The sequence below is a fragment of the Microbacterium sp. 2MCAF23 genome (genome assembly GCF_052115565.1).
In the GTDB taxonomy this organism is placed as follows: domain Bacteria; phylum Actinomycetota; class Actinomycetes; order Actinomycetales; family Microbacteriaceae; genus Microbacterium.
The window spans coordinates 320,065-345,828 of sequence record NZ_JBFRGY010000004.1 but is presented as its reverse complement, the minus strand read 5'-3'; the positions used below and the strand labels follow the sequence as shown (position 1 = coordinate 345,828).

The 25,764-nt window shown below is 71.1% G+C and carries 22 protein-coding genes; 6 read left to right on the top strand and 16 right to left on the bottom strand.

All coding sequences use genetic code 11. From position 1 onward, the window contains the following. Nucleotide 1: 1 nt before the first annotated feature. The 9 genes from AB4078_RS06270 to AB4078_RS06230 all read right to left on the bottom strand — a co-directional run bounded on the left by AB4078_RS06270 (nt 2) and on the right by AB4078_RS06230 (nt 10,622). Entirely contained in the window at nt 2-523 is a 522-nt protein-coding gene (locus tag AB4078_RS06270) for a DUF3060 domain-containing protein (RefSeq protein ID WP_441976398.1), read from the bottom strand. A gap of 44 nt (nt 524-567) precedes the next feature. Continuing rightward, nucleotides 568-1,791 carry an OmpA family protein gene (locus AB4078_RS06265; protein ID WP_441976397.1) on the bottom strand — a complete coding sequence of 408 codons (1,224 nt, stop codon included), beginning with the start codon at nt 1,789-1,791 and terminating at the stop codon, nt 568-570. 145 nt (nt 1,792-1,936) lie between these two features. Continuing rightward, nucleotides 1,937-2,671: an IclR family transcriptional regulator gene (locus tag AB4078_RS06260; RefSeq protein WP_441976453.1), complete on the bottom strand. Its 735-nt coding sequence runs from the start codon at nt 2,669-2,671 to the stop codon at nt 1,937-1,939. An 89-nt stretch (nt 2,672-2,760) separates the two neighbouring features. After that, nucleotides 2,761-4,350, bottom strand: coding sequence for a PucR family transcriptional regulator (locus AB4078_RS06255; protein WP_441976396.1), 1,590 nt, complete (start codon nt 4,348-4,350; stop codon nt 2,761-2,763). Continuing rightward, the gene (locus tag AB4078_RS06250) at nt 4,347-5,381 is read right to left on the bottom strand and encodes an S-methyl thiohydantoin desulfurase domain-containing protein (protein WP_441976395.1); all 1,035 of its coding nucleotides are present in this window, start codon (nt 5,379-5,381) and stop codon (nt 4,347-4,349) included. The genes AB4078_RS06255 and AB4078_RS06250 overlap by 4 nt, the downstream gene beginning before the upstream one ends. Nucleotides 5,382-5,457: 76 nt before the next feature. After that, on the bottom strand, nt 5,458-6,552 hold the full coding sequence (locus AB4078_RS06245) for a DUF917 domain-containing protein (protein ID WP_441976394.1): 1,095 nt from the start codon (nt 6,550-6,552) through the stop codon (nt 5,458-5,460). Continuing rightward, nucleotides 6,549-7,652, bottom strand: coding sequence for a DUF917 domain-containing protein (locus AB4078_RS06240; RefSeq protein WP_441976393.1), 1,104 nt, complete (start codon nt 7,650-7,652; stop codon nt 6,549-6,551). Before AB4078_RS06240 ends, AB4078_RS06245 begins: the two co-directional genes overlap by 4 nt. A gap of 1 nt (nt 7,653) precedes the next feature. Next, a complete protein-coding gene (locus AB4078_RS06235; protein WP_441976392.1) occupies nt 7,654-9,201 on the bottom strand; it encodes a hydantoinase/oxoprolinase N-terminal domain-containing protein in 1,548 nt (515 codons plus the stop codon). 86 nt (nt 9,202-9,287) lie between these two features. Beyond that, complete coding sequence (locus AB4078_RS06230) at nt 9,288-10,622, bottom strand: purine-cytosine permease family protein (protein WP_441976391.1); 1,335 nt, start codon at nt 10,620-10,622, stop codon at nt 9,288-9,290. Between the two features lie 290 nt (nt 10,623-10,912). Here AB4078_RS06230 and hutH point away from each other — a divergent pair, with 290 nt between their 5' ends. The 3 genes from hutH (at nt 10,913) to hutI (ending at nt 15,402) form a co-directional block, all read left to right on the top strand. Then, nucleotides 10,913-12,454, top strand: a complete 1,542-nt coding sequence (gene hutH / locus AB4078_RS06225) for a histidine ammonia-lyase (RefSeq protein WP_441976390.1) — start codon at nt 10,913-10,915, stop codon at nt 12,452-12,454. Continuing rightward, nucleotides 12,447-14,135 carry a urocanate hydratase gene (gene hutU / locus AB4078_RS06220; protein ID WP_441976389.1) on the top strand — a complete coding sequence of 563 codons (1,689 nt, stop codon included), beginning with the start codon at nt 12,447-12,449 and terminating at the stop codon, nt 14,133-14,135. The genes hutH and hutU overlap by 8 nt, the downstream gene beginning before the upstream one ends. Before the next feature lie 103 nt (nt 14,136-14,238). Continuing rightward, nucleotides 14,239-15,402, top strand: coding sequence for an imidazolonepropionase (hutI, locus tag AB4078_RS06215; protein WP_441976388.1), 1,164 nt, complete (start codon nt 14,239-14,241; stop codon nt 15,400-15,402). Between the two features lie 15 nt (nt 15,403-15,417). On the opposite strand, the gene AB4078_RS06210 is transcribed toward hutI, so the two are convergent. The 4 genes from AB4078_RS06210 to AB4078_RS06195 form a co-directional block, all read right to left on the bottom strand. Continuing rightward, nucleotides 15,418-17,277, bottom strand: coding sequence for a glycogen debranching N-terminal domain-containing protein (locus tag AB4078_RS06210; RefSeq protein ID WP_441976387.1), 1,860 nt, complete (start codon nt 17,275-17,277; stop codon nt 15,418-15,420). A 135-nt stretch (nt 17,278-17,412) separates the two neighbouring features. Continuing rightward, nucleotides 17,413-18,291: a carbohydrate ABC transporter permease gene (locus AB4078_RS06205; RefSeq protein ID WP_441976386.1), complete on the bottom strand. Its 879-nt coding sequence runs from the start codon at nt 18,289-18,291 to the stop codon at nt 17,413-17,415. Next, a complete protein-coding gene (locus tag AB4078_RS06200; RefSeq protein WP_441976385.1) occupies nt 18,288-19,430 on the bottom strand; it encodes a carbohydrate ABC transporter permease in 1,143 nt (380 codons plus the stop codon). Before AB4078_RS06200 ends, AB4078_RS06205 begins: the two co-directional genes overlap by 4 nt. A gap of 2 nt (nt 19,431-19,432) precedes the next feature. Continuing rightward, on the bottom strand, nt 19,433-20,698 hold the full coding sequence (locus AB4078_RS06195) for a sugar ABC transporter substrate-binding protein (protein ID WP_440733673.1): 1,266 nt from the start codon (nt 20,696-20,698) through the stop codon (nt 19,433-19,435). Nucleotides 20,699-20,874: 176 nt separating this feature from the next. Between AB4078_RS06195 and AB4078_RS06190 the strand changes: the two genes are divergently transcribed. Both AB4078_RS06190 and AB4078_RS06185 read left to right on the top strand, forming a co-directional pair. Beyond that, nucleotides 20,875-21,870, top strand: a complete 996-nt coding sequence (locus tag AB4078_RS06190) for a LacI family DNA-binding transcriptional regulator (protein ID WP_441976384.1) — start codon at nt 20,875-20,877, stop codon at nt 21,868-21,870. Nucleotides 21,871-21,923: 53 nt separating this feature from the next. Next, on the top strand, nt 21,924-22,571 hold the full coding sequence (locus AB4078_RS06185; RefSeq protein WP_440733671.1) for an SDR family oxidoreductase: 648 nt from the start codon (nt 21,924-21,926) through the stop codon (nt 22,569-22,571). 13 nt (nt 22,572-22,584) lie between these two features. Here AB4078_RS06185 and AB4078_RS06180 read toward each other — a convergent pair whose 3' ends face one another. From AB4078_RS06180 to AB4078_RS06170, 3 genes are all read right to left on the bottom strand, one after another. Beyond that, the gene (locus AB4078_RS06180) at nt 22,585-22,959 is read right to left on the bottom strand and encodes a YrdB family protein (protein ID WP_441976383.1); all 375 of its coding nucleotides are present in this window, start codon (nt 22,957-22,959) and stop codon (nt 22,585-22,587) included. Nucleotides 22,960-22,966: 7 nt separating this feature from the next. Continuing rightward, nucleotides 22,967-23,869 (bottom strand): agmatinase family protein, encoded by a 903-nt coding sequence (locus AB4078_RS06175; protein ID WP_441976382.1) that lies wholly within the window; start codon nt 23,867-23,869, stop codon nt 22,967-22,969. Between the two features lie 134 nt (nt 23,870-24,003). Continuing rightward, nucleotides 24,004-25,278 (bottom strand): DUF445 domain-containing protein, encoded by a 1,275-nt coding sequence (locus AB4078_RS06170; protein ID WP_440733667.1) that lies wholly within the window; start codon nt 25,276-25,278, stop codon nt 24,004-24,006. Nucleotides 25,279-25,330: 52 nt separating this feature from the next. On the opposite strand from AB4078_RS06170, the gene AB4078_RS06165 reads away from it, so the two are divergent. After that, complete coding sequence (locus tag AB4078_RS06165; protein WP_440733666.1) at nt 25,331-25,603, top strand: metal-sensitive transcriptional regulator; 273 nt, start codon at nt 25,331-25,333, stop codon at nt 25,601-25,603. The last annotated feature ends 161 nt before the right edge of the window (nt 25,604-25,764 follow it).

The following is a 25,764-nucleotide window of genomic DNA, read 5'->3' as shown; positions in this document are numbered from 1 at the left end:
GTCAGCCCGCCGTCAACGTGTTCGAGGTGCCGACGTCCGAGATGGACGGAGCGGCGCCGGTCCAGTGCACGACGTTCGCGTCGCCGTTTACGACCAGCTCCTGCATCGACTCCGCGAGCACGACGTTGGCATCTCCGATGACCGACAGGTGCGCGACGTCGTCCGCCACGACCTGCGCGCCGCGGGCGTTCACGATGAGCCGGTCGCAGGATCCCTCCACGTGCACCGAGACCGCATCCTGCATGAGCGTCAACTCGCCGTCGCAGCGCTGCGTCGTGGTCGCGGCGGCGATGAGGTCGGCGCGGGTGATCCCGCCGCCCTTGGTGACCGGCGGACCGGTCTGCGGCACCGGAACCGGCTTCGGCGGACTGGATGGGCTGTGGACCTGCACGTCGACGGAGGCCTCCGGGGACGGAGTGCTCGAGGGCTGCGCGGTGTCGACGAGGTTGATCGAGCAGCCGGCGAGACCGGCGGAGAGGGCGAGGGTGGCGAGGAGGACCGCTGGGATGCGGCTGCGATGCATGGTGTTCTCCGGTCGTTCCGAGGCAGGTGTTCCGAGGCGGGCGGTCAGTGTCCGGCCGGGATGAAGATCTCGACCCGGCGGTTCAGTTGCCGTCCTGCCGGGTCGTCCTGGCCGCCGATCTCGTTGGGTGCGACGGGGCGCGTCTCTCCGTAGCCGACGGCCTCCATCGTCGTGGTGGCGCCCGCCTGCTGCAGGGCGGTGACGACCGACTGCGCACGGCGCTCGCTGAGGTCCTGGTTGTCCGCGTCGTCGCCGATCGCATCGGTGTGGCCCGAGATCTCGGCCCTCTGGACGTTCTTCGCGACCAGCACCTCCGCGACCGAGGCGATGGTCTTCGCCGCATCCGCGCGGATGTCGCTGCGGTCGAAGTCGAACAGCACCCCGTCCTGGAACGTGATCGTGGTGCCGCAGGACGAGATGGGAGCGAGCGCCGCGATCGGCGGGAAGCTGCCCAGCTTCGCGACGGTCGGGAGCTTATCGGCCTTGACGGTCTTGCCGTTGACCTTCGCCGTGCCGTCGCCGTAGTTCTGGATCGAGATGCCGGGGGCGGCATAGTTGCCGGACCCGTCACCGAAGTTCTGGATCTTCACGGATCCGGCGGTGTAGTTGCCGGATCCGTCTCCGAAGTTCTGGATCGCGATGCCCGGCGCGGTGTAATTGCCGGATCCGTCGCCGAACACCTCGACGGCGATCCGGCCGTCGCTGTAGTTGCCGGAGCCGTCTCCGAAATTCTGGATGTGCACGGAACCGGACGTGTAGTTCCCCGATCCGTCGCCGAAGTTCTGGATCGTGACGCCGTTGATCGTGGAGACCCCGGATCCGTCGCCGAAGTTCTGCACCGCACCGTCGGGGCCCGTGTAGTTGCCCGATCCGTCGCCGTAGAGCATCGCGGATCCGGCCCCCGAGACGACCTTCCCTCCGGTGTCGCAGCGGGCGGGGGAGACGGTGACTCCCGGAACGCCGTCGAAGGCGGCGTTCACCTCGATCGCGAAGGCGTCGGCGGATCCGGAGAGGAGGCCGAGGTCGGGCAGCTGGAACAGGGGCACGGGCGGGAACTGTCCGATGTCATACCCGGGGACGGTCGCGACCGCCGGCTTCGCGGCAGTGCTCGCGGAGGGTCGGGGCGAGGGCTTCGAGGTCCCGGCGCCCGACGCCGGTGCGGCGGGCGTGCATCCGGTGAGGGCGAGGACGGCGATGGTCGCGGCAGTCGCGGTGACGAGGGTGGCGCGCCGTGTGAGGTGAGGCGCGCGGTGCGGCGTGGTGCTCATGACTCGAGGCTATCGACCCGGTGTCGCGGTCCCGTCGCGGCCGTGTCTCGATCCTGCGACACGGATCCGGCCGTCTGCGACAGGGGCGCGCAGTCGCGCCGGTCCGCCGCTGAAGGGGGCGCACACGCCCCACCGCGGCGGAGAGTCAGCCGCTGCGCCCGCTGTAGCCCAGCCGGCGCTGCAGCTGCCGGGCGGTCTCGGTCACGGCATCGACGATCGCCGTCTCGTCGACGGAGCCCTCCTCCGACCAGGTGACGGCGACGGCCGCCACCGGCCAGTCGACGTGGTCGCGCACGGCGATGCCGACCGACCGGAACCCCGGGGTCACCTCGCCGTCCTCGCGGGCGACGCCGTCGCGACGCACCTCGCGCAGCAGCTCGTTCAGCTCGCGGGGGCGAGACGGGCCACCGCCAGAGCGCTGCGCGAACGCCGCCGCATCCGGATACAGCGCGCGCACCTGCTCGCGGGGCAGCGCGGCGAGCATCGCCCGGCCGGTCGCGGTGAGGTGCGCGGGCAGGCGCACTCCCACGTCGGTGATGAGGGCGGGGCGGCGCAGAGCACGCTCCTCGACGATGTACAGCACGTCGCGGCCGGTCATCACGGCGAGGTGCGCGCTCTCGCCGAGGCGGTCGGCGAGACCCGCCAGAAGCGGGCGCCCGAGCCGGGCAAGGGGCTCCTGTCTGGCGTACCCGCCGGCGAGCTCGAAGGCGCTGGTGCCGAGTCCCCAGCGGCGCTCCTGCGGCAGGTGCACCACGAACCCGTGCGCCTCGAGCGTCGTGAGCAGGTGGTAGACCGTGGAGCGCGGGATGTCGAGCTCGCGCGCCAGCGCGGACGCCGCGACCGGTCCTGCCCGGCGGGCCAGGAACCGCAGGATCCGCAGCGTGTGGTCGGCGGCGGGGACCTGGGGCCTGTCGTCGCGGGCGTTCGTCGGCGAGTCCGTCCCGGCGCCGTGGTCCGTGCGATCGGCGTTCACGCTCCCAGGATCCCATGCTCGCGTCGTGCCGTGACGCCGTCGCCCGCCGCGGGCGCGAGTACGGCGCGACAGGCGAGGTGCATCGCGAGGCGGGTCTCGGGATCCGTCAGGTCGACGCCGAGGAGCTCCTGCACCCGCCGGATCCGCACCGCGACCGTGTTGCGGTGCAGGTTCAGCGCCTCGGCGGTCGCGACCAGGCTCGACTCCTGGTCGAGGTAGGTGGAGAGCGTGCGCAGCAGGTCCCCTGTCGCGCCTTGCAGCGGCGCGAGGAGCGATTCCGCCGCGGGCACGAAGGTGTCATTGCCGGTCCAGGCCAGCAGCAGCTGCTCGAGCCCGAGGCTGTCGACACGGACGAACCAGCCCGTCGCCGAGCGCGACGCCGCGATCCGGGCCGCATCCGCGGCCTCGTCCAGGGTCGCGGCGAGCCCTGCGGCACCGCGCTGCAGTGAACCGACGCCCGTCGCGATCGCGAAGGCTCGTCCCACTTCGCGGTGCAGAGTGCGCAGCCCGCGCGCCAGCTGTTCGACGGTCGCGGGATCCGGTGCCTCGGAGAACGCCAGCCAGCCGCTCAGCCCGCGCCCGGCGGTGGTGACGTGCGCCTCCGCGGGGATCCTGCCGAGCGCCGCGCGCACGGCGCGGAGCAGCGGCAGCGGATCCAGCCGACCGCGCCCGACCATCCGGAAGCCGAGATGATGTCCTGTCGTGCGCCAGCCGCGCTCGCCCATGCGGCGCTCGATGTCGTCATCGGCGAGGCCCCGTGCGTCGACGAAGTCGCGGAGCAGGGCGGAGGAGGCCGAGACGTCGTTCACCTCCGCGACCTCGTCGATGAGGATCCGCGCCGCGACGGCCGGCATCGCGATCTCGGCCGCGACGGAGAGCGCGGCGAGCTGGCTCTCGCTCAGCCCCTCGCCGAAGACGACCAGGCGCAGGCCCGGCCGACTCGGGCTGTCCACGCGGACGGAGGCCGCGGTGCGGTTCCCCGCACGGGCGATGTCGATCCAGGGGCGAAAGTCGATCGCGGCGTGCAGGGCGGGATCGAGTTCGCCGCCCGAGGAATGCAGCACGTCGGTGCCGTCCACGAGGGCGAGCGGATGGCCGAGCGTGGCGGAGATCTGGCGCAGCAGATCCGACAGATCCCGGGCCGGATACTCGAAGGAGCGCGCGACCTTGCGCACGTGCGAGAGCGTGAGCGCGTCCTGCGCCTGCACGAGCATCCAGCACGCCTGGGCGAGCACGATGGGTCGCTCCACGTCGAGCAGGCAGATCCCCAGCCGCTCCGCGAGCCGCTGCGCGCCGGGGTCGAACCCGGCGGCGCCCGGCAGCGCGACGCCGCGGAAGCCGCGCTCGCGGATCCGGCGCAGCATCGCGTCCTGTTGCCAGGGCGTCTCGGGCGCGGCGTCGAGCAGCACCGCGAGGGCGCCGTCAGGCAGTGCGGCGAGGCCGCCGTCGGGCAGCGTCGGCAGGTCCGCCTCCGCCGACTCCACGGCGACCGCGTCCCACGCGGCGTCCTCCGGGCCGGCGATCCGGCGCAGGCCCCCGTTCTCGGGGTGCGCCCGGAGGCCCGCGAGGGATAGCCGGGCGGTCATGCGGCGTCCAGCTCGGCGAGACCGTACGTCGACGGCAGCACACGGCGCAGGCGCTCGGGGCGCTCCAGCCACCAGTCCGGCGCGGGCAGCGAGAGGACGACGACGCGCCGTCCCGGAACGAGATCGGTGACCTGGAGGATCTCGCGCGACGCGGCGTCGAGCATCACGATGATCGCCGGTGCGGAGGCGAGCAGCGCGCCGTCGCTGAGCACGGCGAGGGCCTCCGATCGGGTCACCACACGGTCGATCGCCCCACCGGGGCCGGCGATCTCGACGGACTGCACGTGGGGGTCGGCGTGGTGCGGGGAGATCCGGTCGATCCGTCCCTCGGTCAGCAGGCGCGCACCGAGCCCCGCGGCGAGCTCGGCCGTCGGCGAGAACCGGGCCGCGAGGAAGGCGCGCCCCAGGGCGAGCGCGCGCCGCTGGTGACCTGGCATGGCGTGCTCACGGAGATCGCCGACAGTGAAGCCCGCGAGCACGGCCGCACCGCTCCCTCCCGCCTGGATGATCGCCGAGCGGATGATGCGCTCCGCGTCCACGGCGCGGTCCGTCTCCACGAGGGCGACGCCGCCGGCACCGCTCTCGCACGTGAACACGAGCCCCGGCACCCGGTCGACGAAGAGCGACATCTGGTCGAGCTCCGGCACGGCGCGGCCCGTGCAGTCGGCGTCCACGATCGTGCGCTCGCCGGAGAACAGGAACGGAACGAGGCTGTTCATGCCGCCGCCCTCGATCGAGCAGACGGCGGGGATCCGCGTGCCGAGCCAGCGTTCCGCCGCGGCCACCAGGCGTCCGAACGGTGCGAGTCCCGGCATGCGCTCGCCGAGCAGGATCGTGGAGCCGACGAACGCGGCGCCGAAGCAGGGAGTGGCGGGATCCAGCTCCTCCACGTCGACGAGCGGATGCGGGCCGGAATCGTCACCCGCGAGCATGAGTTCGAGCATGGTGGTCGTGCCGCCGCCGCCCGAGCCGAGCAGCGCGCAGCCCAGCGCGAGCGCGGTCACGTCCCCGGCTCGTAGTCGCCACGCCATCGTCCCAGACTAGAGGCCTCGCATCGGATCCGGATCGGATCCAGGGGCCGGTTCGGGTCCGGCTCCTGGATCAGGCTCAGACGCCCAGCCGCTCGACCGGGCGGAACGGCTCGGCGAGACCGAAGGCGGAGGGGCCGAAGGCCGCGAGGGCGCCCTCGGTGCGCATCATGTCCGGCGTCGAGATGCCGAGAACGCGCACGCGCTGGCCGTAGCGCAGCCCCTCGGTCGTGATGGGCTCGGCGGTCTCGTGATCCACGACGCAGATGAGATCCGGCACGATGGCGACGACCTCGCCGTCGTGCCGGGCGATGAGGTTCTCGTTCTGGAACAGGATCTCGAAAGAGCCGTCGCCCTCGAGCGGCGCGATCACGGCGCGTCCCTTCGCGAATCCCTCGGTGGTGCGGCGCTCGACGTCGACGACCTTGCCCACGGCGAGCTCGCGTACGTGGGCGTAGAGGGTGCGGGAGAGCGTGTCGGCGATCGCCTCGAAGGGGGAGCGGTGCTCTGCGCGGGCCTCGCGGATCGCGCGGCCGAGGGCGAGCGCCATCGAGATCGTGCGCGGAACGGCGGTCCGGCGCACGTCCGCGCCGGACATCGCATACTCCGCGATGTGCCCGACGCCGCCGAGGCGGATCGTGATCGCGCGGGCGAGCCACTCCATCTGGCGGTCGTCGTCGCCGGTGTCGATGATGACGGTCTCCCCGCGCTCGCCGGCGAGGGCGAGGGGCGAGCCGTGCACGCCGTACACGGCGAACGTCTCCATGGACAGCTCGGGGAAGGCGCGACCCATGCCGTCCGCGTCGACCACCGGAAGCCCGGTCTCCGCGGCGACGACGAGCGGGATCATCGAGTTGATCCCGCCGCACTCGATCGGCATGGTGGCGTCGGCCGTGCGCCCCAGGTGCGCCTCGAGCGCCCTGAGCGCCAGCGTGGGCTCTGTGCCCGCCGGGATCTTCTCGACCATCACGGTCGGCGCGCCCATCTGCGCGGTCGGGATCACAAAGAGATCGTCGGGAAGCTCCTCCGGATCCAGGATCGTGATCGCCCCGTCGCCGAGCACCCGTTCGACGAGCTTGCTGCCGATGTAGGGATCGCCGCCGCCGCCCGTGCCGAGCAGTGTGGCGCCGCGGGCGAGGTCGGGGAGATCAGCGGCCGTGAGCTGCCAGCTCATGCCGCGCCCGCCGTCACGAGGGGTTCTCCGGTCGAGACCGTGCCGTCGTAGCGATGGGCCGGCATGTCGTAGCCGAAGTAGCCGGGACCGACCATCGCGAGCGCCTCGGCGGAGTGCCAGCGCTCGTCGGCCGGGGCCGCGAGCACGCGCACGCGCTGGCCGTAGCGGAGGGCCTCTGTCGTGATCGGCTCCCCGGACTCGCCCTCGACGACCATGATGAGGTCGGGCGTGGTGGCGAGGATCCGCCCGTCGGCCTCGGCGACGAGGTGCTCGTTCTGGAACTGCAGGGTGAGCGCGGCACCGCCCTCGCCCTCGATTCGGGCGCGACCACGAGCGAAGCCGGTCGTCGTGGCGCGCTGCACGTCGATCACCTTCCCGTCGAAGAGCTCGCGTCCGGAGAGCTCGCGGACCGCGGCCTCGACCGGATCGGTCTTCGCTGCACGGGCCTCCGCGATCGCCCGCCCCACGGTGATGCACCGCGAGAGCGAGCCGCCGACGAGGCCCGCGCGGGCCTGTGCGCCCGTCATGGAGAACCCGGCGATCATCGTGGAGCAGCCCATCTCGACGGTCGCGACGCGTGCGATCCGCTCCGTCCAGGTGTTGTCGATCGTCTGCAGGACCGCGACGTTGCCCTTCTCGTCGCTGAGTGCGAGGGGCGAGGCGGTGACGCCGATGAGCGTGGGCAGCACCATCTGCAGTTCGGGGAACGCGCGGCCCATGCCGTCGGCGTCCACGAGCGGCAGTCCGAGCGCGGCGGCGGCCGCGACGGGGATCGTCGAGTTCACGCCGCCCACCTCGGCGCACGCGATGTGGGTGACGGGCCGTCCCAGATGCGAGCCGAGGGCGCGCACGGGCTCGACGACCTCGTCCAAGCTCGGGAGCTTCTCCACCATGACGGTCGGTGCGCCCATCATCGCGACGAACAGCACGTGCGCGTCGTCGGGGACTTTGGCGAGGTCGAGGACGGGGACGGGCCCGTCCGACAGCGCCTGCCGGGCGAGGAGGGATCCGATGTAGGGATCGCCGCCGCCGCCGGTGCCGAACACGGCGGCGCCGCGGGCGAGATCCTCGATCTGCGCGGTGTCGATCTGCCAGCCCATCTCAGGCCCCCATGTCCAGGTCGCCGACGGCCTTGGCGCGGATGCGCGTGGCGTTGCCGGGCAGGTACGGGATCGGGACCTCGTCGAAGTCGATGATCGCGACCGTGGACGGCTTCGCGCCGGCGGCGATCGCCTTGTCGACGGCCTCGGCGCGGACGGCCGCGATGGTCTCGTCGCGCGCGCCGGCGGCGATCGCGTAGACCTTGTCGATCTCGCCGCCGACCTGGGCGATCGACGCGCCGATCGCGTTCGCGACCGCGTAGTTCTCCGGGCGGTGCACGGGGCCGAACGGCTCCAGAACGTCGGGGAGCAGGATGGATCCGCCGCCGACCGCGACGACTGCGATCGGGTCGGGGGAGGTGCGCATCCGGTCCACGGCCTCCGTGACCCGCTCGGCGATGCGCGCGAGCACGCGCGCCACGAACTCCGGATCGAGGTGCGCGACCTTCGCGGGGTCGCCGACCTCGGCGCGCCCCGCCGCGACCGCGATGTCGGTCGCGGTGAGGGTCGAGCCGCCGAAGACGAGCGCTTCTGTGCCGAGGCGGTAGCCGACCGAGGCGGGGCCGACCTCGGCGGTCTCCTCGTCCACGATGCTCCCGCCGCCGATGCCGAGGGAGAGCACGTCGGGCATGCGGAAGTTCGTGCGGATGCCGGCGACCTTCACCTCGTTCGCGGTCTCGCGGGGGAAGCCGTTCACGAGCAGGCCGATGTCCGCCGTGGTGCCGCCCACATCGATCACGGCGCAGTCCTGCAGGCCGCTCGTGGCCGCGGCTCCGCGCATCGAGTTGGTCGGGCCGGAGGCGAAGGTCGCGACGGGATAGCGGCGCACGTACTCGTCGTCCATGAGCGTGCCGTCGTTCTGGCTGAGGAAGATCGGCGCCTCGATGCCGTGCGCCCGGACGGCGGCGGTGAGGCCGTCGACGATCTCGGAGGCGAGCTCGCGCAGGGCGGCGTTGATGATCGTCGCGTTCTCGCGCTCGAGGATGCCGATCCGGCCGATCTCGTGCGAGAGGGAGATCGCCACGTCGTCGCCGAGGACCTCGCCGAGGATCTCCGCGGCGCGCACCTCGAGGTCGTGGTTGACCGGGCTGAACACGGCCGAGATCGCGACAGAGCGGATCCCGTGCGCCTTCATGTCCGCGGCGATCCCGCGCAGCTCCTCGGGATCGAGCGGCGAGATCGGGCGGCCGTCGAACTCGTAGCCGCCGTGCGCGAGATAGCTGCGCGCCTGAGCGGCCTCGAGCAGTTCACCGGGCCAGTCCACGAGCGGAGGGAGGGCGCGGGTCGCGGGCAGGCCGAGCCGCAGGGCCGCGGTGGGCGCGAGGCGGCTGGCCTGCACGAGCGCGTTGATGAAGTGCGTCGTGCCGATCATGACGGCCTCGATGTCGGATCCCTCGAACGGGTGGTGTGCCCGAAGATCCTCGATCGCCTGCACGATCCCGTCGGTCACGTCGGGGGTGGTGGAGTGCTTCACCCCGGCGAGGGTGCGGGCGCCGTCCATGAGGACGGCATCCGTGTTGGTGCCGCCGACGTCGATGCCGATGTGCATGGTTCTCGCTTTCTCGGTGGTTCTGGGACGAATGGTCCCGTCGCGGGGCGTCGGAAGGCGCCGCACCCCGCGACGGAGTCTGGGGATCAGGCGGCCGCGGCCTCGGCGGGATCGGCCTGACGGGTGGGGACGGCGCCGACCCCGCGGACGAGGCCCAGCTTGCCCGCCACGATGTACAGCACCATCGAGAGGAACAGGCTGACGAGGGACGGGATCCCCCAGGTCACGAAGTAGCCGACGAGCGACGAGACCACCCAGACCACGATCGTGGCGGGGACGATGCGCGGGGCGGAGGCGGGCAGCACGCCCGCCTCACGGCTGGCGTCGAGGTCCCCGCGCCAGCGGCGGACGATGAAGTACTCGGCGACCATGATGCCCGCGATGGGCGGGAACGCCACGCTCAGCACGATGAGGAACTGGGTGAACTGCCCGAGGATCCCCGCGGCGGCGAGGACGGATCCGACGATGCCGAGGACGATCGTCGTCGTCACGCGGTGCAGGTTCTTGCCGAACGTCGTCGAGACGAAGTTCACCAGGCCCAGGGCCGACGAGTAGAGGTTCCAGTCGTTGATCTTGAGCGTTCCGGTGATGACGATGATGAGGCCGACCAGGCCGACCGAGCTCGTGACGATCGCGACGATGTCGCCGGACTTCGCGGCGTGCGCGAGGAGCACGCCGGCCAGGCCGATCACGAACTCGCCGAGCGTGACGCCCACGACGGTCTGCTTGACGACGTCGGCGCGGGAGCGGTTGAAGCGCGTCATGTCGCCGGTGATGATGGCGCCGACGATGAGGCCGCCGGCGACGATGCCGGTGCCGGCCCAGACGGTGATGTGCGGGCCCGGTGCCGGGCTCGTGAGCAGTGTGCCGAGGTCGTGACGGCTGAGCTCCGAGATCACGGACCAGCCCACGAGCACGAGGAACAGGGGCACGGTGATGTTCGCGAGCCACTGCATGCCGAGGAAGCCGAAGGCCACGATCGCGGTGACGGCGAGGCCGAACAGCAGGCTCCACAGCCAGGTCGGCAGCACGCCGGGCATGAGCGCGTCGAGCGACTGCGCGGAGATCGCGGACTGGATGCCGAACCAGCCGATGAGGCTGATGCCGATCGCGAGGCCCACGAGCGCCGCGCCGATCTCGCCGAAGCCTGTCCAGCGGGCGAGGAGGGCCGTGTTCAGGCCCTCGCGCTGCCCGATGAATCCGACGATGCACATGATGACCTCGAGGATGACGGATCCGAGCAGGAACGCGAGCGCGGCCTCCCCGAAGGTCATCCCGTATCCCAGCGTCGCGCCGAGGAGGAACTGCGACAGGGCGGAGACCTGGCCGAAGCGCTGCACGGCGATGCCGAACCAGGGCTTTCGCGCTTCGGGAGTCACGCGGGAGAGGGCGAAGTCGTCGTGCGGCGCGATACGGGCCATGGTGGTTTCCTTCGGGCGGAAGAGGATGGTGCCGCTCACGCTAGTGACGCGTTGCGCGACCCACCATGTGCGATCCGCACTGATCTCATCATCTGTTCGACATTTCGCACATCTTGTGCGTCGGATGTCGGGAGTCGCGGGAGGATCCAGGCTCGCTCGATCCCGATCCCTCCCGGGGCACCCGGGGCCCATCAGGGCGGTGCGCAGCCTTCGTCTACATGTCTGTGATTCCAGACAGGACGTCGTCCCGGGCACTGTCCGAGCGGCGGCCGAGGGTGTGAAATCGTCTCATGCCCCACACTTCCCCCGTCACCATCGGTGCGGCGCCCCTGCGCCCCGAGGATGTCGTCTCCGTTGCCCGCTACCTCGCACCGGTCGTCATCGACGCCGGTGCGCTCGACCGCGTCGCCGCCTCCCGCGGCGTCATCGAAGGCATGGCCGCCGACCCCAAGCCGCATTACGGCGTCTCGACGGGCTTCGGCGCCCTCGCCACGACCTTCATCGCCCCCGAGCGTCGCCGCCAGCTGCAGCTCAGCCTGATCCGCTCGCACGCGGCCGGCACCGGACCCGAGGTCGAGACCGAGGTGGTCCGCGGCCTGCAGCTGCTGCGCCTGCAGACGCTCGCGTCCGGCCACACCGGCGTGCGCCCCGTCGTCGTCGAGACCTACGCCGCGATGCTCAACGCCGGCATCACCCCGATCGTCCGCGAATACGGCTCGCTGGGCTGCTCGGGCGACCTGGCCCCGCTCGCCCACGTGGCGCTCGCCAGCATGGGCGAGGGCGACGTCCGCAACGCCGCCGGCGATCTCGTCCCGGCCGCCGACGCGCTCGCCGCCGCCGGCATCGCGCCCCTCGAACTGCAAGAGAAGGAGGGCCTCGCCCTCATCAACGGCACCGACGGCATGCTCGGAATGCTGTCGCTCGCACTGCACGACCTCGACAACCTCTTCATCACCGCCGACATCTCGGCCGCGATGTCGATCGAGTCGCAGCTCGGCACCGACGCGGTCTTCGCCGCCGACCTCATGGCGCTGCGCCCGCAGATCGGCCAGGCCGTCTCCGCCGCGCACCTGCGCGCCTTCCTCGGATCCTCCCCGATGGTCGCCAGCCACAAGGGCCCGGGCGACGGCCGCGTACAGGACGCCTACTCGCTGCGCTGCTCGCCGCAGGTCCACGGTGCCGCCCGCGACACCGCTTCCTACGCCACCATGATCGCCGAGCGCGAGCTCGCGAGCGTCGTCGACAACCCCGTCGTCACCAGCGACGGCCGGATCGAGTCCAACGGCAACTTCCACGGCGCCCCCGTCGCGGCCGTGCTCGACTTCCTCGCGATCTCGGTCGCCGACGTGGCCTCGGTGGCCGAGCGCCGCACCGACCGTGCGCTCGACCCCGCGCGCAGCCACGGCCTGCCGCCGTTCCTCGCGGACGAGGTCGGCGTCGACTCCGGTCTGATGATCGCGCAGTACGCGGCCGCCGGCATCGTCTCCGAGCTCAAGCGCCTCGCCGTGCCGGCCTCGGTCGACTCGATCCCGTCCTCCGCGATGCAGGAGGACCACGTCTCGATGGGCTGGGCCGCGGCCCGCAAGCTCCGTCGCGCGATCGACGGCCTCGGCCGCGTGCTCGCGATCGAGATCCTCACCGGCGCCCGCGCGCTCGACCTGCGCGCGCCGCTCGAGGCCGGACCCGCCACCGGCGCCGTCCGCGACCTCGTCCGCACCGTGGCCGGCGGCCCCGGTCCGGACCGATTCCTCAGCCCTGACATGGAGGCCGTGACTGCGCTCGTGCAGTCCGGCCAGATCGCTGCGATTGCGAAGGAGCACGCGAATGACTGACACCACCACCACTGCCGGCCTGACCCTGTCGGACCCGACTCGTTCGATCCGCGCACCCCGCGGCAACCAGCGCACCGCGAAGAGCTGGGGCGCCGAGGCTGCCAAGCGCATGCTCATGAACAACCTCGATCCCGAGGTCGCCGAGCACCCCGAGGACCTCGTGGTCTACGGCGGCACCGGCCGCGCTGCGCGCAGCTGGGAGGCCTACGACGCGATCGTGCGCACCCTCGACGAGCTCGAGCCCGACGAGACCCTGCTCGTGCAGTCCGGCAAGCCGGTTGGCGTGTTCCGCACGCACGAGTGGGCGCCGCGCGTGCTCATCGCCAACTCCAACCTGGTCGGCGACTGGGCGACCTGGCCCGAGTTCCGCAAGCTCGAGGCCGAGGGCCTGATGATGTACGGCCAGATGACGGCCGGATCCTGGATCTACATCGGATCCCAGGGCATCCTGCAGGGCACCTACGAGACGTTCGCCGCGGTCGCGCGCTCGCTCGGCAAGGAGTCGCTCAAGGGCACTCTGTCGCTCACCGGCGGCGCCGGCGGCATGGGCGGCGCGCAGCCGCTCGCCGCCACGCTGAACGACGGCGCGTGCCTGATCGTGGACGTGGACGAGTCGCGTCTCGCGCGCCGCGTCGACCACGGCTACCTGGACGTGTACTACACCGACCTCGACGAGGCCATCGCCCGCGCCGTCGCCGCCAAGGACTCCGGTGAGGCGCTCTCCGTCGGCATCGTCGGCAACGCCGCCGAGGTCTTCCCCGAGCTGTTCCGCCGCGGCGTGCCGATCGACATCGTGACCGACCAGACCAGCGCGCACGACCCGCTCGCCTACCTGCCCATCGGCATCTCGGTGGAGGACTGGAAGGCCGAGGCCGAGCGCGACCCCGAGGAGTTCACCCGCCGTTCGCGCGAGGCCATGGCCGCGCACGTCCGGGCGATGGTCGCGTTCCAGGACGCGGGCGCCGCGGTGTTCGACTACGGCAACTCGATCCGTGCCGAAGCGGTCCTCGGCGGCTTCGACCGCGCATTCGAGTTCCCCGGCTTCGTGCCGGCGTACATCCGTCCGCAGTTCGAGGAGGGCCGCGGCCCGTTCCGCTGGGCTGCGCTCTCGGGCGACCCGGAGGACATCTACAAGACCGACCGCGCCATCGCCGAGCTTTTCCCGGAGGACGCCGCCCTGCACCGCTGGCTGGAGAAGGCCGGCGAGAAGGTGCACTTCGAAGGACTCCCCGCGCGCATCTGCTGGCTGGGCTACAAGGAGCGGCACCTGGCGGGCCTGAAGTTCAACGAGATGGTCGCCTCGGGCGAGCTGTCCGCCCCGATCGTCATCGGCCGCGACCACCTCGACTCCGGCTCCGTCGCCAGCCCGTACCGCGAGACCGAGGCCATGAAGGACGGATCCGACGCGATCGCCGACTGGCCGCTGCTCAACGCGCTGCTGAACACGTCCTCGGGCGCGAGCTGGGTGTCGCTGCACCACGGCGGCGGCGTCGGCATCGGCCGCTCCATCCACGCCGGTCAGGTGACCGTCGCCGACGGATCCGCGCTGGCCGCCGAGAAGCTCGAGCGCGTGCTCACCAACGACCCGGGCACCGGCGTGATGCGTCACGTCGACGCCGGCTACGACCACGCGAAGGACATCGCGCGCGAGCGCGGCCTCAAGGTCCCGATGGGGCTCTGAGCGGTTCCGACCCACATCACGCGTCCCGCCTTGTGCCGGTCCCTGAGCTTGTCGAAGGGCCCGGCACAAGGCGGGACGCACCACTCTGCGGAAGGCTGAGGACATGCGGATCCTGATCACCAACATCGGCGAGCTCACGACGAACGTCGCGGACGGCGACGACCTCTGCGGCACCCTGCACGACGCCGCCGTGCTCATCGAGGGCGAGCGGGTCGCCTGGGTCGGCTCGGCGGCCGACGCGCCGGCGGCCGACGAGATCGTGGACGCGGAGGGCCGCGCTGTGATCCCCGGCTTCGTGGACAGCCACAGCCACCTCGTCTTCGGCGGCGACCGCGCTGCCGAGTTCGAGGCGCGGATGCAGGGGCAGAAGTATGCCGCCGGCGGCATCCGATCGACCGTGGCCGCCACACGCGCGGCGACCGACGACGAACTGCGGATCCGCCTGCGCGGTTTCCTCGACGAGATGCTCGCGCAGGGCACCACCACCGTCGAGATCAAGAGCGGCTACGGCCTCGACGTCGCGACCGAGCAGCGCCTCGTGCGCCTCGCCGCGGAGGTCACCCGCGAGGTCACCTTCCTCGGCGCGCACGTCGTGCCGGCCGAGTACGCCGACCGCGGCGACGACTACGTCGACCTCGTGGTCGGCGAGATGCTCGACGCCTGCGCCCCGCACGCCAAGTGGATCGACGTGTTCTGTGAGACCGGCGCGTTCACCGTGCCGCAGTCCCGCCGGGTGCTGGAGGCCGGCATCGCCCGCGGCCTGCAGCCGCGCGTGCACGCGAGCCAGCTGGGTCCGGGCGAGGGCGTGCAGCTCGCGGTCGAGCTCGGTGCTGCCTCGATCGACCATGGCACCTACCTGACCGACGCGGACGTGGCCGCGCTCGCGGGATCCGACACGGTCCTCACCCTGCTGCCCGGCGTGGAGTTCTCCACCCGGCAGCCCTATCCGGATGCGCGCCGGCTCATCGACGCCGGCGTGACCGTGGCGCTCGCCTGCGACACCAATCCCGGGTCGAGCTTCACCTCGTCCATGCCGTTCTGCATCGCCGTCGCCGTGCGCGACATGCGCATGACCGTCGCCGAGGCGATCCACGCGGCGACCGCCGGGGGAGCCGCGGCCCTGCGCCGCACAGACATCGGCCGCATCGCCCCCGGCGGTTGCGCCGACCTCGTGCTGCTGAAGAGCCCGAGCCGGGTGCACCTCGCGTACCGCCCCGGTGTGCCGCTGGTCGACGCGGTGTGGAAGGACGGCGTGCGCGCGGTCTGATCCTCCCCGTAGGACTCAGCCCAACACGTCCGCGCACACGGCGGCCGCTGCGGCGGACCATGCCTGCGGACGGCAGGATGCCGGGTACGGCACGGGGGTGACGCCGAGCACACGGGCGTCTCCTGCATGCAATTCGGGCATCCGGTAGCCGAACCCCTCGGCGGCGTCCACGAGCTGCTGCGCGATGTCGGCGGCCTCGGCCCGCAGACCCGCTCGCAGCAATCCGTGCACGGCGATCGCGGTGTCGTGCGCCCAGACGCTGCCGCCGTGGTAGCTCAACGGCCAGAATCCCGCCGCCCCCGACGACATCGTGCGGATCCCGAACCCGCTCGACATCGAGTCGCCGAGCAGCAGCGCCGCGCAGGCGCGCTCCTCGTCGGGATCCAGCAGGCCGGTGCCGATCAGGTGCCCGATGTTGCTCGTGAGCGAATCGACCGCGGCGCCGTGGGCGTCCAGAGCGATCGCGGGATAGCGGCCCTCGGGCGTGGTCACCCAGAACGCGGTGCGGAACCGGGTGCGGAGATCCACCGCCCAGGCGCGCAGTGCGTTCCCGCCGTCCTCGCCGAGCGCATCGAGCAGGCCGGCGCCGCGCACCGCCGCTTCGTAGGCGTACGCCTGCACCTCGCTGAGAGCGATGGGACCCTCGGCGAGGCGCCCGTCGCGCCACTGGATCGAGTCGCCGGAGTCCTTCCAGCCCTGGTTCGCGAGGCCGTGCCCGGTCTCGTCGACGTAGTCGATGAACCCGGATCCGCTCGCGTCGCCGTGGTCGATCATCCAGGCCAGCGCCGCTCGCAGATTCGGCAGCAGCTCGCGCACCTCCGCCTCGGGCATGCCCGCATCGCGAGCGTCGGCGAGCAGACACACCCAGAGCGGGGTGGCATCGACTGTGCCGTAGTACAGCGGGGGGAGGTGCACGCCCTCGCTCGGCAGCGACAGCGCACCGCTGCGCAGCTCGTGCGGGATCTTCCCTGGCGCCTCGGCCGTGGCCGGATCCTTCTTCGTGCCCTGCAGGCGAGCGAGCACCCGCAGCGTCGAGGCGGCGATCGCCGGATCCTGGCGGAGCGCGAGCCGCGCAGCCCAGATCGAGTCGCGCCCGAACAGGGTGAAGAACCACGGCGCGCCCGCGGCGTAGAAGGCGTCGTCCGGATGGGCGGGCAGGGCCAGGCGCAGTACGGAGAGGTCGCCGGCAGCGCGGTGCAGCCAGCGCCGCAGCCGCGGATCCCGGGTCTCGGGCACAGCAGGATAGGCGGGGGTGTCCGGCGAGGTGACGACCAGCGTCGGATCCTCGAGCGCCAGGTCGAAGGAGAAGCCCACCGCCGCGCGCGGCGGCAGCACGGCGGTCCAACGGATCACGAGGGCTTCCTCGGCCGTGATCGTCGCGTCGGGCGCGGTCAGGGCGAACGACGCGGTGCCCGAGGATGCGCGCTCGCCGTCCCAGCCCCATGCGCCGGCGTCGGCGAGGCCCGCCTTGACGCGCTGCAGGGGCTCGAAGTCGGGCACGAGGCGCACGGTGACGTCGACCGGTACCGGAATTTCGCGGTGCGAGGAGATCCGGATCTCCTCCGAGACGCCGCCGGGGCGCACCGTGCGGGTGCGTTCGAGGCGCACCTTGGGGTCGGGCTGGTCGTCGTCGAGGCCGCGCAGCACGCTCGTGAACACGGCGCGCTGCGGGGACGGAGAGGACGACGCGATCGCTTCGATCGCGGTGCCGTCGACCGCGACCGTCAGCGACCGCACATGCCGGACGTCGCCGTGATAGACACCGTGGATGGGCGCGGAGCCCATGTCCCCGGTCTCGTCCGACCACACCTGAGTCGGCGCCTGGAGTGCGATGACGGCGTCGTTCAGGAGGGGCTGCAGCGGGGTGTCGGTCATGTGGCTCCTTCGTGAGGGGCGGGCGGGTGTGCGGGTGTGCGGTGGCCGGACGTTGATGAGGGCGGGTTCAGCGGAGGGGAGGAGGGGGCAGAGCCGGGCCTCCGCACGACGCGAGCATCGTGGGGGAGCCGGCGGTCACTCCTTCACCGCCCCGTCACTGGAGTTCATGATGCGCTTCTGGAACACGAAGAACATCACGGCCACGGGGATCGTCATGATGATCGCCGCCGCGAGCTTGAGCGGATACTGCCGACCCTGACTGAGCTGTCCGTTGGCGAGTTGCGCCACGCCCTTGGTGAGGGTGGTGAGCTCGGGGGACTGCGTCGACACGATGAAGTGGGCCAGCTCGTTCCAGGATCCCTGGAACGAAAGGATCACTATCGTGATCAGTGCGGGTCGTGCCATCGGCAGCACGACCGACCAGAACACCCGGAAGGTGCCCGCACCGTCGATCCGCGCCTGCTCCTCGACCGAGGCCGGGATCGACTCGAAGAAGTTCTTCATGATGAAGACCCCGGCAGCGTCCACGAGGAGCGGCAGGATCATGCCTGCGTAGGAGTCGTACATGCCGAGCGTGTTGATCACGAGGAACTTCGGGATCAGCAGCACCACGGTCGGCACGCTCATGACGGCGACGAGTCCGGCGAACACGGCGTTGCGCCCGCGGAAGCGGAGCCGGGCGAGCGCGTAGCCCGCGAGCGAGTTGAAGAAGACCCGGCCCGCCGTGACCACGATCGTGACGATCACGGAGTTCTTGAACCACGTGGGGAAGTCGCTGCGCAGGAACAACTGCGTGTAGGCCTCGGTCGTGAACGTCTGCGGCACGATCGCGAGCGGGTTCGTCGCCGCGTCCGGGTCTGTCTTGAAGCTCGTCGCGACCTGGATGAGGAATGGGTAGATGTAGACGAGCGCGAGGGCGATGAGCAGCGCGTACAGGACCGAAGTGGAGGCGATCCGCACGGTGCCCCAGCGCCTGCGCCGAGCGACGAACGGGGCGGGAGCGGTGGCGGTCATCGCGGTGCTCCTTCACTCGTGGCGGGTGCTCGGTCGGCGGCGGCGGCGGCGCGTGCGGCGGCGTGTTGCGCGACCTCCACGTACGGCTGGTTGCGGCGACGGGACACGGTTCGCTCGCGCAGCGCCCAGCGCTGCACGAGCGTGAAGACGATGATGATCACGAACAGGATGAACGCGATCGCGGCGCCCTGGCCCCATTCCTGGTTGATGAACGACGACTGGTACGACTGGTATGCGGGCGTGATCGTCGTCTTCGCCGGCTGGCCGCGGGTGCCGGTGTAGATCTGGTCGAAGATCTGCCAGCAGCCGATGAGTCCGAGCGTGAGGACGGTGAACAGCGTGGGCCGCAGCTGCGGGAGCGTGACCCGCCAGAACCGCTGCCATCCGTTCGCGCCATCCATCATGGCCGCCTCCTGCACCTCGCCGGAGATGTTCTGCAGTGCGGCGAGGAACAGCAGCATGAAGGTTCCGCTCGTGGTGAAGATCGCCATGATGATGTAGACGCACATCGCGACGCTGGGGCCGCCGATCCAGTCCCAGTAGGAGACGCCGAGGAAGTGGTTCTCCGTCAAGGCCGCAGGGCCGGACGAGGCGCCGAAATGCAGGATCCCGGATGGGTCGTTGAGCCAGTTCGGTCCGTTGATCCCGAGCCAGCCGAGCGCGGCGTTCACGGCCCCCGTGGTGGAGAACAGGAACAGGAAAAGGACCGTGATCGCGACGGAACTCGTCACCGACGGGAAGTAGAACGCGGTGCGGAAGAACCCGCGGCCCTTGAGGATCTGCCGGTTGACGAGCACGGCGAGGAAGAGGCTCAGCGCGGTCTGGCACGGCACCACGAGGATCACGTACCAGGCGTTGTTCTTCAGGCTCATGCCGAAGTCGGCCTCGGCGAGGCCGCCGCCGAGCAGCAGGGCGGCGTAGTTCTTCAGACCCACGAACGAGACGCCGCCGGAGAAGGGCGAGCCGCGCCCGCCCCAGTCGCTCACGCTCACCCAGAGCGCCATGAGCACGGGCACGACCAGGAACAGGCCGAGCAGGATCAGCATCGGGGCGGTGAACAGCCACCCCGATGCGGTCTCACCGCGCCGCAGTCCAGGGTGGGACGCGGGACGGTGAGACCGCACGGTGGAGGAGGCCATGATTACTTGGTCAGGGCTTCCAGGTTCTTCTGCGTGGCGTCGAGGATCGCCTTCGGGTCGCCCGTCGCGAGCGATCCGAGCTTGCCGTTGAAGTCGGTCACGACGTCGCTGGCGCCCTTGGCGGTCGGCACGCCCTGGGCGTAGTCCGCCCCGTTCAGGAACGGCACGAGAGCGGCATTGTCCTTCTTCCACGCATCTGCGGCGGAGGCGATCGACGGCATCGGGCCGAAGGCCTTCGAGAACGCGAGCTGGCTGTCCGCGCTGGTCAGGTGCTCGACGAGGTCGAGGGCGGCCTTCTGGTTCTTGCTGTCGGCCGAGATGCCCCAGCAGTTCGTGAACTGCAGCGTGCCCTTCTTGCCGTCGGGGCCTGCGGGCAGCTCGACCGCCTTGTACTTCACGGTGGGGTAATCGTTCGTCATCGCACCGGTGATCCAGTTGCCCTCCACGACCATCGCGGCCTTCTGGGTGCCGAACGCCTCGCCGCCCCAGCCGGATCCGAGGTCGGCGGCGAACTTCATCGAGCCGTCGCCGAGCAGGCCCTTGAGGTAGTCGAGCGCCTTCACGTTGCCCTCGGCGTCGGCGGTGGCCTTGGTGGAGTCGGCGTTCATCAGCCCTCCGCCGGCGGCGACCATGAAGGCGCCGACGCGCGCGTACTCGCCGCTCATCGACAGGCCGACATGGCCGTCGGCGGTGAGCTTCTTCGAGACGGCAGCGAGCTCATCCCAGGTCTTGGGGACGTCGGCATCCGTGAGGCCGGCCTTCGTCCACATGTCGGTGTTGATCACGAGCTGCAGCGTCGAGAAGTCCTTTGGTGCGCAGTACAGCTGGCCGTCGTAGGTGAACGACTTCAGCAGGCTCGGGTAGAAGTCGTCCTTGTTCTTGAGCAGATCGCCGTACGCGAGCAGGGATCCGTTCGAGGCGTATCCGGCCAGGGCGTCGGTGGACTGGTAGAAGACGTCGGCAGGGGAGCCGGACGCGAAGCCCTGTGACAGCTGCTGGTTCAGGTCGCTCGCCGCGGTCACGGTGGCCTTGACGCCCGAGGTCTTCGACCACGCGGACACGGCGTCGTTCACGGCCTTGGTCTCCGCGTCGCCGGAGGATCCGATGAGGATGTTCAGCGGCTTGTCGGACGATGTGAGCTTCGAGGATCCGGTGCTGCTGCCGGCGTCGCCGCCGGAGAATCCCGAACCGCAGCCGGTGAGTGCGATCGCGCCGGCGAGGACGAGGGCTCCGGCCCCGATCGCGGCGCGCGTGCTGTGCCGTGTCATGTCTCTTCTCCCTTGATGAGCATCCGTGATGATGTGTGCTTCTCGGCGACGACGGAGGCCGTCCCAAGAATTTGAACGATCAAACTCTGTGTCGAATACGCTAGACGGCAGGGGCGCAGGGTGTCAAGGTGAGAAGGTGGTCCCGGATCCCGTGAAGAATCCGGGGAGGGAGAGACATGGCAAGGACGCCGACCGTCGAGGATGTGGCGGAGCGCGCCGGGGTGTCGCGGCAGACGGTGTCGAACGTGCTGAACACCCCGGCGATCGTGAAGCCCGCCACGCGCGAGCGCGTGCAGCAGGCGATCGTCGAGCTGGGCTATCGCCGGCATGCGGCGGCCCGGCAGCTGCGCACCCGCCGCAGCTCCACGATCGGCATCCACCTGGATCCCTACGTCGGTGGCGTCTCCGGCGTAGTCCTGGACCGTTTCGTGCACGCCCTCACCGAGCGCGCCAGCGAGCGCGGCATGCGCATGCTCGTCTACGCCGCCCGGACCGCGGACGATGAGATCGCTCGCCTCGCCGAACTCTGGGAGGGCTCCGAGATCGACGCCGCCATCATCACCGGCACGTTCCACGGCGACCCGCGCACGCGCTGGCTCGGTGAAGCGCGGCTGCCCTTCGTCGCGTTCGGCCGCCCCTGGGGCGAGGACGACCTCGCCGCGCCCGAGCATCTCTGGGTCGACGTCGACGGCGCCGCGGGCACGCGGGCGGCGACCGAGCACGCCCTCGGCTTCGGCCCGAGGGTCGCGTTCCTCGGCTGGCCGACGGGGTCGGGCACCGGCGACGATCGGGAGCGCGGCTGGCGTGAGGCGATGGCCGCGGCCGGGGCCGTGGGGCCGCGCTGGACGAGCGAGGAGGACGTCGCTCTGGCGCGAGCCGTCGTGGCCGCCGCGAGCGCGGACGTGGACGCCGTGGTCTGTGCGAGTGACTCCCTCGCGATCGGCGCGCTCCTCGCGGAGACCGGCAGGTCCGCACGGGTGCCGGTGATCGGGTTCGACAACACGCCGACCGCGGAGGCGCTCGGCTTCTCGAGCGTCGAGCAGCGTCCCGAGGACGTCGCAGCCGCGACCTTGGAACTGCTCATGGGGCCGACCGGCGAGACGGTCACTCCGCGGGACGTTCTGGCGGGCACGGCGCACGCGCTGATCGAGCCGCGTCTGGTCGTGCGCTGAGCGGATCCGGATCGAGCGACCCGTTCTCTCTGGTTCGGGCTTAGCGTGGACGCATGGCACGGATCCTGATCTTCGGCGGCCACGGCAAGGTCGCCCTTCTCCTCGAACCCCTCCTCACGGCGCGCGGCGACCAGGTGACCGCGGTGATCCGCGACGCCGCGCAGATCGACGACCTGCGTGCGACAGGGGCGGATCCCGTGGTCTTCGACGTCGAGTCGGCGTCGAAGGAGGCGATGGCGACGCTGATCGCCGGGCACGACGCCATCGTCTGGTCGGCCGGAGCCGGCGGCGGCTCGGCGGAGCGCACCCGGGCCGTCGACCTCGACGCCGCCGTCCGGTCCATGGACGCGGCCGCCGACGCGGGCGTCGCACGGTACGTGATGGTGTCGTACTTCGGATCCTCGCCCGAGCACGGCATACCCGCGACGGACTCGTTCTTCGCGTATGCCGAGGCGAAGGCGGCGGCCGATGAGGCGCTGCGCGCGTCCGGACTGGAGTGGACCGTGCTCGCGCCGAGCCGGCTCACGCTGGAGGAGCCGACGGGGCGGATCGACGCCACATCGGAGGCCTCGGGCAGCGTATCCCGCGCCGATGTCGCGCACGTCATCGCGCAGACGCTGCTCGAGCCGGCGACCATACGCCGCACGATCCGCTTCAACGAGGGAGACCGGCCGATCGACGAGGCGCTGCGCGAACTCTGAGCGCGCGCTGCGCTCAGTCGCGGTTGAGCACGGCCAGGGCGATCCTGTCCAGCGCCCACGCGGCGAAGAGCGCGACCCCGGCGATGCCGAGCCCGCTCGCCCAGAGCGCCGCTCCCACGGCGCCGAAGAGCGCGGTCTCCAGGAGCACCCGGCCCGCGGGACGGATGCCGAAGCGCGCCTTGGGAGACAGCAGCAGGCCCCAGACGACCGCCAGTACGACGATCGTCACGATGGCGCCCACCCACCCCGGCCAGCCGGGAAGGAGTCGCACTGCGGCGACCGCGGCACCGGCCAGCAGCGCGAGCTCGAGCAGGAACCGCAACCCCAGGGCGGTGCGCAGGGCGGGACCGCCATCGAGGAACGGATCGCGTGCGGGACGGTCGGTCATCGGCGGATCAGCCTCGGCCGGCCAGCGCGGCCAGCAGTTCCAGCACGCACAGTGCGGCGAGGCGCACGGTGCGCGCATCCTCGTCATCGGCGGTGGCATCCACCTCGGCGATGTCGGCGCTGACCACGCGCGGGTCGGAGGCGATGCCCCGCACCAGGGCCCGCAGCTCCCAGGCCGCGAATCCGCCGGGCACGCTCGCCGGGCATCCCGGGGTCGCTGCGCGGTCGCAGGCGTCCACGTCGATATCGAGGTGCACGCGTGAGGCGTCTCCGGCGCCGGCGATCTCCACCGCCTCGGCCACGACGTCGTCGATCCCGCGGCGGCGCACCTCGTCCAGGGTGATCACGCGGATGCCCCAGTCCGCGGCACGCTGGGCGTAGGCGGCGGAGTTCGCGAAGTCCGCGATCCCGATCTGGACGATCCGGTGCGGATCGATCGCGGATCCGTCCGGAGCGTCCTCGACGAGCCGACGCACGGGCGAGCCGTTGGACACCCCGTCGCGCAGGTCGAAGTGCGCATCGATCGTGATGAGGCCTGTGGACCCGGATCCGAGCGCGACAGGGTACGTGAGGGAGTTGTCCCCGCCGAGCGCGATCACGAGGCGCGATGCCGCGGACAGCTCGGACACGCGCGCGATCGCCCGAGCCACGCCCTCGTCACCGTCCGGCTCGTGCACGTCCCCGGCGTCGGCGATCTGCAGTACGGCGTTGAGATCGACCACGGGCGGACCCATCAGGGTCGGGCTGTAGCGGCGCAGCGCGTCGCGGATCGCGGCGGGCGTCGCGTGCGCGCCGGTCGGCGAGAGCGAGGTCCGCCAGGTCGGAACGCCCAGCAGGACGGCGTCGGCGTGCGTGCCGAACGCGGGCCAGTCGCCTCCACGGGGCCAGAGGGGATCGTGCGACAGTGCCATGAGGAGTCCCTTCCCGGACGCGCGGTCGCATCCGCTGTCCAGAGTGCCACTCGTCGGGATCCGCACTGCCGTGCCGGGCTGCGTAGTGTCTGAGAACCGAGACAGGGCAAGTGGTCTATACGTCGCGAGCGGGGCTACACGGGGATGACGGCGTGCGCCACCGCGAAGATCGCGAGCCCGGCGAGCGCTCCGACCACGGTGCCGTTCAGGCGGATGTACTGCAGATCGCGGCCGACCATGAGCTCGATCTTCTCCGTGGTCTCGGCCGGATCCCATCGCTCCACGGTGTCGGTGATGATCGAGGCGATGTCGTGCCGGTAGCGGTCGACGAGGAACACCGCGGCGTCCGTGACCCAGCCGTCCACACGGTGCTGCAGCGGGTCCTCGGTGGCCAGGCGATCGCCCAGCTCGCCGATCGCCACGGCGGCGCGACGGCGCAGCCCGCTCTCCGGATCCGCGAGCGCCGACAGCAGCCCGGTCTTCGCCGCGTTCCACGCCTCGGCGGCCAAGGCGCCCACACGCGGGCTGTCGAACAGGGCCGCCTTGGCGTTCTCCAGGCGCGCCCGCGTGGCGGAGTCGTGCTGCAGGTTGTTCGCCAGGCGGGCGAGGTATCCGTCCAGAGCGCGCCGGGCGGGATGGCGCGGATCGGCCTGCACCGCTCGCACGAACCGCACGGCCTCGTTGTAGGCGGCCTCGTCCACGAAGCGGTGGGCCAGCCGTGGCACCCATCCCGGCAGCCGGCGCGAGAGCAGACCCTGGAACGCTGCGGCGTTGCCATCCAGCCAGGTCGCGATGCTGTCGACGGCGAGGTCCACGGCGTCGCGATGGGCGTCGGCTTCGACGATGCGCTGCAGCCAGGCCCCCGCCGGCGTGCCCCACTCCGGTTCGACCAGATGCTCGCGCGCGAGTTCCGCGATCACGCTCTGCACGTCGTCGTCGCTGAGGGCGCGCAGCACAGCGGAGGCGATGGTGGATCCCTCTGTCGCAACCCGTTCCGCATGTGCGGGTACGCGCAGCCAGGATCCGAGTCGCGCGGCGATGGAGGTCTCGGACAGTTTCGTACGCACGACCTCCGCGGAGAGGAAGTTGGTCTCGACGAACTCGCCGAGCGTGCGGCCGATCTCGTCCTTGCGGCTGGGGATGATCGCGGTGTGCGGGATCGGCAGTCCGAGCGGGCGGCGGAACAGGGCTGTCACGGCGAACCAGTCGGCCAGGGCGCCGACCATGCCGCCCTCCGCTGCCGCGCGTACATACTCCAGCCACGGATAGCGCTGCTGCAGCGAGAAGGCCACGACGAACGCGACCGCCATCACGCCGAGAGCGGCGAGGGCGACGGCCTTCATCTGCCGTAGGGCGCGCAGGCGCTCCAGATCCGCCGGGGACAGCAGTGCTTCACGGGCGCGCGCCATGCGCCCATCCTTGCAGAGCCCCACCCGCGAGGCGGGCGGTACTCTCTACCTCGTGATCGAAGACATCAAGAAGCGCGCCCTGCACCGCACCAGCATCCTCGAGGGGCAGCTCCGCGGCGTCGCGAAGATGATCGAGGGCGAGGAGTACTGCATGGACATCATCACGCAGTCCCGCGCCATCCAGCGCTCTCTCGAATCCCTCAACAAGCTGCTGCTGGAGAACCACCTGCGCACGCACGTGGCGCACATGTTCGACGAGGGCGGCGAGCAGCGCGAGCAGGCCATCGAGGAGCTCCTGAAGGCGTTCGACTTCCAGGCGAAGTAGCTCGCGCGAAACGATACCGAAACACGCATATTCGTTGATGGGCATCCAATTGACAACGAATATCGTCGTCGGAATCCAATGAACCTACGTTTTCCTCTGTACTGAGCGCAGATCCTGTGCCAGACTCTCCGCAGCGAAGAACTCACTGTGGAGGTTCCATG

Coding starts and splice junctions, on each gene's coding strand:
- AB4078_RS06270 (WP_441976398.1), bottom strand. CDS start 523: ATGCATCGCAGCCGCATCCCAGCGGTCCTCCTCGCCACCCTCGCCCTC.
- AB4078_RS06265 (WP_441976397.1), bottom strand. CDS start 1,791: ATGAGCACCACGCCGCACCGCGCGCCTCACCTCACACGGCGCGCCACC.
- AB4078_RS06255 (WP_441976396.1), bottom strand. CDS start 4,350: ATGACCGCCCGGCTATCCCTCGCGGGCCTCCGGGCGCACCCCGAGAAC.
- AB4078_RS06250 (WP_441976395.1), bottom strand. CDS start 5,381: ATGGCGTGGCGACTACGAGCCGGGGACGTGACCGCGCTCGCGCTGGGC.
- AB4078_RS06245 (WP_441976394.1), bottom strand. CDS start 6,552: ATGAGCTGGCAGCTCACGGCCGCTGATCTCCCCGACCTCGCCCGCGGC.
- AB4078_RS06240 (WP_441976393.1), bottom strand. CDS start 7,652: ATGGGCTGGCAGATCGACACCGCGCAGATCGAGGATCTCGCCCGCGGC.
- AB4078_RS06235 (WP_441976392.1), bottom strand. CDS start 9,201: ATGCACATCGGCATCGACGTCGGCGGCACCAACACGGATGCCGTCCTC.
- AB4078_RS06230 (WP_441976391.1), bottom strand. CDS start 10,622: ATGGCCCGTATCGCGCCGCACGACGACTTCGCCCTCTCCCGCGTGACT.
- hutH (WP_441976390.1), top strand. CDS start 10,913: ATGCCCCACACTTCCCCCGTCACCATCGGTGCGGCGCCCCTGCGCCCC.
- hutU (WP_441976389.1), top strand. CDS start 12,447: ATGACTGACACCACCACCACTGCCGGCCTGACCCTGTCGGACCCGACT.
- hutI (WP_441976388.1), top strand. CDS start 14,239: ATGCGGATCCTGATCACCAACATCGGCGAGCTCACGACGAACGTCGCG.
- AB4078_RS06210 (WP_441976387.1), bottom strand. CDS start 17,277: ATGACCGACACCCCGCTGCAGCCCCTCCTGAACGACGCCGTCATCGCA.
- AB4078_RS06205 (WP_441976386.1), bottom strand. CDS start 18,291: ATGACCGCCACCGCTCCCGCCCCGTTCGTCGCTCGGCGCAGGCGCTGG.
- AB4078_RS06200 (WP_441976385.1), bottom strand. CDS start 19,430: ATGGCCTCCTCCACCGTGCGGTCTCACCGTCCCGCGTCCCACCCTGGA.
- AB4078_RS06195 (WP_440733673.1), bottom strand. CDS start 20,698: ATGACACGGCACAGCACGCGCGCCGCGATCGGGGCCGGAGCCCTCGTC.
- AB4078_RS06190 (WP_441976384.1), top strand. CDS start 20,875: ATGGCAAGGACGCCGACCGTCGAGGATGTGGCGGAGCGCGCCGGGGTG.
- AB4078_RS06185 (WP_440733671.1), top strand. CDS start 21,924: ATGGCACGGATCCTGATCTTCGGCGGCCACGGCAAGGTCGCCCTTCTC.
- AB4078_RS06180 (WP_441976383.1), bottom strand. CDS start 22,959: ATGACCGACCGTCCCGCACGCGATCCGTTCCTCGATGGCGGTCCCGCC.
- AB4078_RS06175 (WP_441976382.1), bottom strand. CDS start 23,869: ATGGCACTGTCGCACGATCCCCTCTGGCCCCGTGGAGGCGACTGGCCC.
- AB4078_RS06170 (WP_440733667.1), bottom strand. CDS start 25,278: ATGGCGCGCGCCCGTGAAGCACTGCTGTCCCCGGCGGATCTGGAGCGC.